The following is a 4,925-nucleotide window of genomic DNA, read 5'->3' as shown; positions in this document are numbered from 1 at the left end:
ACATGTATAGTTCATTGCTTCTGAAATTCCTACTCGGAATTTCCTCGCAAATGTACTATCTTGGTTTCTTAATCTGAAAATCCTCGCGGATTTTCACGCAACGAAACCATACACAAAACCGTTACCTGCAATTTGAAAAAAGCAATCTACATATTATTAATTCTGACTTTAGGAGTCTGGAGCGATTCATTTTCCCAACAAACTGAAGTAGAAAAATATTATGTGAGAGTTGACACATCCTTCATTTCTAAATTAACAAAAGCATACCAGACTTCTACTTCTGAAGTATTAAAAACTCTCGAAGTTAAAAATGAAAATCGGGAGAATTTAGGATTTGACTATCAACTTAAAGAGGACGGAAAAGGAATTGGTAGTATTACGTTTCATTATAAAATCCTGTACTATAAAAACGAAGTTATTTCATATCAACTTTCAACTTATATCAAAGCAAACAAATCGAAAAAACTAAAGAAATTATATAAGGAAAGACTTTCTGCAATGTTCAAAATTGATGATAATTACAAAGTTGAACCAATCTATTTCGGAGTTGAAAAAGCAAATGAACCTCTGACTGGAATCGAAAAAAGAAATGACAACAATCTGAATCAAATAATGAATCCTTTCTCTTCCATAATATTTGGAACTTATTGCGGAGAAAGTATGACTTTAATGGACAATAGAAAATTATTTGAAAATATAATCGCAAATGACAATTGTGAATATTTGCTTTACAGTATAAATCCAGCAACTCGATTAATGGCTGTACAATTCTATTATTGCAATCTGACTGACTTTAGTGACATTCAGAGAAAATCCATTGATGCTCGAATTGAGGAACTGAAAAGAATCCCAATGATAACAAGAACTTGTTCTGGTTGTATAATTGGAGGAGAAATGACAGAAAAAATAATAACGGAATTAAAAAACTGCAGGTAACACCGGCTATAGTTCATTGCTTCTGACTTTCCTCGCGGAAAGTCCTCGCAAATTTGCTATCTTCGGTTTACGGCGGAAAATCCTCGCGGATTTTCACGCAACGAAACCATAGCCAAACACGTTACCAGCAACTTAAACCAAAATTGTGCTAAAATGAAAGTTATGAAAAAATTAAAATTCAGCATTGTTATAGTTCTACTTACCTTAAATGGTTTTGCACAAAAAAATTGCGATTACCAAATTGATGAAAAACAAATACTTGAAAACAAAAATTTAGATAGTTTCTTGAATGAATTTAAAAGTGAAAAATTTGCTGTTTACAATGATAAAATTTCAATCCCAAAACATATCAAAAAAGTATTGGATTGTATTGCGACGGAATTTAGCATAGCAAATCCTACAGAGGAATATCAAGCAGGTTGTATTGCTGAAAAAGACATACCAAAAAGGCAATTAATATTTCTCGCTAAAAGTGAAGATGTCTTGGTTATGACATACGCAACAGGCGGAATCGGAAGTTCAACACATTTTCTATTTATTAAATATGATTCAAAAAAAATAATTGATTTATGGACGGGTGTTGGAATGGGAATTATTAAACACAAATCTTTGGAAGAAATTACTAAATATATTTCCTCACAACGAGATAGAGAATGGGGATTAAATACGAATTTAGTATATATATAAAAAGCTGCTGGTAACAACGTGTATAATTAATGGCTAATTCGAGCCTGCTTACGAAAATCCTTGCGGATTTTCTATTCGGTTTGTATTTGCTAAATTAGTGGCTTAAACACGCCACTAATCATACACAAAACCGTTGGCATTAATTTGAATGAAAGAAATCCTGAAATCAATAATCCGTCCAATTTTCTTTGGTTTTTTATTTTATTTGTTCATCCTATTAGGATACAATACTGATTTCATTTCTAATGATTCAATTCGGACTTGGACCGCAATAATAGCTGGAACTTTATTTATGTATTTAATTGTTTATGCTGCAATTAATAAAAAAGAAAGTTTTGGAATTAGCGCACTCGGATTTTATATCACGCATATTTTATTTAGTATTGGAATGCCTATATTCCTAATTATTAATCAAGTTTTTTTCACTGACCATAATAAAAGTGAACCTAAATCCTTAATAGAAAAAGACAAAATCGAATTTGTTTCTAGTCCAAAAGATTGTAATAAAATAAAATATGGTACTTTCCTAAATGGAATTGATACTATTATTCGATATTCGGAAAATAACAAAGATTATGAACTAGTTAAAACTGTTGGATTTGAAGACAAACTCAATCGTATTAAATGGCTTGACAGTTGTTCGTATGTTAGGATTATAAATAAAGGTTCAGTGACAAAATATATAAGATTAGGAAATATAAAAAACGGAGAACACCAAATGTATGAGAAACCTGCGATAACACATATAATGTCGGAAGAAAACATAAAAACATTAACGGAATTAAAAAACTAATGCCAACATTGTATATAAAAAATTGCTACTTTTAGCTTAACCAATGTGAGTTGCTTTGTTTGCTAGCTTCTGATTTTCCTTCGGAAAATCCTCGCACACAAACACGCAACTTTCCATATACGTAACCGTTATGCGGCAGCTTGAAAGACGACACAACACGACATTGAATGACTAAAAAGAAGGTAACAGCAATATTGATTTTCCTACTCAGTGTGACAATTCCAATTTTGACATTGAGTTTATTCCCGACACCTTGTGGTTATGGACTTTGTTTGTTGTTTTATTACCCAATTATATTTTTAGTAAGCGGACTAAGTGCTTTGGGTTATTACAATTTTAGGGACAAAGTTAAACTCAACAAGACAGTTTTGCTTTTATTAATACTCTTGCTTGACTTTACTCTGCTGACTTACTTCTATCCGAAAGGAGAATATTTTCCAACAAATCAACTACGAGTTGCAAGACAAGCAGTAAATGACTATGAAAGTCTAAAACCCGTTGACATTTTTAAAGCGACAGAAGACAGAAATTTTTTATTGATAACAGCGCTTTATTACAAATACAATTTACCGACAGAGACTTATGGAGTAAGGTATTGCTTCATTGACAAAAACGGTAGCTGTGACACAATTTTCAAAGAGTTCAATTATTTTATATTGGACAACAAGGTTATAACAAACAATCCAGACTTTCATTTTGACTTAGACCTTAAAGAAGGTTCGTTTTCGTTTACAGACACAGTTGAAAAAAACATATTCAGTTTCAAAGTTGGCTATCCTGACTTTGGAAAATATAGAAAGACTTTCACGAACACTTCTTCTGAATTGTCCGAAAAAGGTGAGAGTGTTACAGGACTTGTAAAGGACATTGGAACTTTGAGAGTTATAGTTGACGAAACAAAACCGAAATTTGAATACGGGTTTACAAGACTTTTTGAAAAATATTTAAGTTTGACAAAATGAAAATTGGAACGGACGAAAGAAAAAAAGCCGACCGCATAACACGCAATATAGCAAAAAGCGGAGAAGTGATTAATTGGAGCGGTTTAGGCCCGTTTCAACTTCATCTCGGTTTGATAGTTAACCGCTCGCAATCCGCTTCATGCCATATTGCCAACCGTTGTAGCCAATTTGAGAAAAATGAAACCGTTCGAAATAAAATTTGATATTATTGGAGAAATAAGACACGGTTCCCCATATAATTTGGCGGAATTAAATATTATTGGAAAATCTGATTTTAAAATCAAGCGGAATAATGACTGGCAGAATATCCAAACTTGGACAAAAGATTATAAACATTTCGCACTTGTCAAATGGGATTTAAAAAATAATGAACCTGGATTCAGAGTTCTTTTATTTGACTCAAAAAAAGGAAAATTAAAAAAAACGGACAGAATATCTGGATGTTGCAATAAAATAAAATTGAACACGGAATTGAATATTGATTGCGAAATATTTACGCTGATTTCCAGACCGACTGAAAAAAAAGAATACGGAATTATAAATGAAAAAATAAAAACTGGCTACAACAACGTATAAAATTAATTGCTTGGTACAAGCCTGCTTACGAAAATCCTCGCGGATTTTCTATTCGGTTTGTATTTGCTAAATTCGTTGCTAAACCACGCAACTAATCTTATACAAAACCGTTAGGCAATATTTGAAAAATGACACGGACTTTACAAATTACAATACCTTTTCTAATTATTTGCGGACTGATTTTGACAGACTGTAAATCAAGTCCAAAATACTCGGCGATTGACTTGAAAATTCCAGAAATGAAAACACAATCTGTTGACAGCTTAAAAAGCATTTTAATAAAAATAGACGAAAAAGAAAATTATTATTTAAATGATAATATTGTCGCATATGACTCAATTATTAAAAAAATGGATTCGCTCGGAATTATTGGGTTTGACCAATCAAAAATTTATGTTCAAGCTGACAAAAAAACTAGGGTTTCTGCAATTGTTAGAATAATGGAATTAGCAAAGGAAAATAAAAAAAAGATGGAATTAATCCCTTATTTATAAAAATAAAAAACATTGCCTAACAACGTGTAAAAATAATTGCTTGGTTCTAGCCTACTCGGAAAATCCTGCGGATTTTCCGCTGGTTCGTTCCTTTTTTAGTAAGTTAGTTGCTTGCACACGCAACTATCCTTACACAAACCGTTATGTAGCAGTAAAAACCCAGAAAAAAGCAAACGTAAATTTTGCGGAAATTAAGCGGAATATTACTAGATTTTTGAACTGTATAAAAAAACAAAGTTTGCGGAATTATTAAAATAACGGAATTTCTAAAAATTTAAGCTAGTAAAAATTAATAGAACGGAATTCTAAAAACTGAAACGGAAAACCAAAAATTGCGGAGAAAGAATAACATAAAAATTAAAAAAAAAGGACATTTAAATCTTTGTCTAAATTCAAAACCGCTACATAACATGGTATAAATTTAATTGCTTGTAGTTACTTAATCGGAAAAATCCTGCGGATTTTTCCTTTGGCTTG

The 4,925-nt window shown here is 31.6% G+C and carries 6 protein-coding genes; all 6 read left to right on the top strand.

What is annotated here, in order from left to right; all coding sequences use genetic code 11:
* Positions 1–132: 132 nt before the first annotated feature.
* The gene (locus tag ACFQ1R_RS11585; RefSeq protein ID WP_379926387.1) at positions 133–936 is read left to right on the top strand and encodes a hypothetical protein; all 804 of its coding nucleotides are present in this window, start codon (positions 133–135) and stop codon (positions 934–936) included.
* A gap of 162 nt (positions 937–1,098) precedes the next feature.
* The gene (locus ACFQ1R_RS11580; RefSeq protein WP_379926386.1) at positions 1,099–1,623 is read left to right on the top strand and encodes a hypothetical protein; all 525 of its coding nucleotides are present in this window, start codon (positions 1,099–1,101) and stop codon (positions 1,621–1,623) included.
* Between the two features lie 148 nt (positions 1,624–1,771).
* Positions 1,772–2,416 (top strand): hypothetical protein, encoded by a 645-nt coding sequence (locus ACFQ1R_RS11575; RefSeq protein WP_379926385.1) that lies wholly within the window; start codon positions 1,772–1,774, stop codon positions 2,414–2,416.
* A gap of 167 nt (positions 2,417–2,583) precedes the next feature.
* A complete protein-coding gene (locus ACFQ1R_RS11570) occupies positions 2,584–3,378 on the top strand; it encodes a hypothetical protein (RefSeq protein WP_379926384.1) in 795 nt (264 codons plus the stop codon).
* Between the two features lie 177 nt (positions 3,379–3,555).
* Positions 3,556–3,954, top strand: coding sequence for a hypothetical protein (locus ACFQ1R_RS11565; RefSeq protein ID WP_379926382.1), 399 nt, complete (start codon positions 3,556–3,558; stop codon positions 3,952–3,954).
* Positions 3,955–4,082: 128 nt separating this feature from the next.
* Positions 4,083–4,448 (top strand): ExbD/TolR family protein, encoded by a 366-nt coding sequence (locus ACFQ1R_RS11560; protein ID WP_379926381.1) that lies wholly within the window; start codon positions 4,083–4,085, stop codon positions 4,446–4,448.
* Positions 4,449–4,925 lie beyond the last annotated feature (477 nt).

Origin of the sequence: Mariniflexile jejuense (assembly GCF_042675665.1) — a bacterium.
Classification (GTDB): Bacteria; Bacteroidota; Bacteroidia; order Flavobacteriales; family Flavobacteriaceae; genus Mariniflexile; species Mariniflexile jejuense.
Note: the sequence above shows the minus strand (reverse complement) of the source record. Positions and strands in the feature narration are given on the sequence as shown.

Bases quoted from the DNA above. Each gene is read 5' to 3' on its own strand.
- ACFQ1R_RS11575 (WP_379926385.1), top strand. From the start codon at position 1,772: ATGAAAGAAATCCTGAAATCAATAATCCGTCCAATTTTCTTTGGTTTT.
- ACFQ1R_RS11565 (WP_379926382.1), top strand. From the start codon at position 3,556: ATGAAACCGTTCGAAATAAAATTTGATATTATTGGAGAAATAAGACAC.
- ACFQ1R_RS11580 (WP_379926386.1), top strand. From the start codon at position 1,099: ATGAAAAAATTAAAATTCAGCATTGTTATAGTTCTACTTACCTTAAAT.
- ACFQ1R_RS11560 (WP_379926381.1), top strand. From the start codon at position 4,083: ATGACACGGACTTTACAAATTACAATACCTTTTCTAATTATTTGCGGA.
- ACFQ1R_RS11570 (WP_379926384.1), top strand. From the start codon at position 2,584: ATGACTAAAAAGAAGGTAACAGCAATATTGATTTTCCTACTCAGTGTG.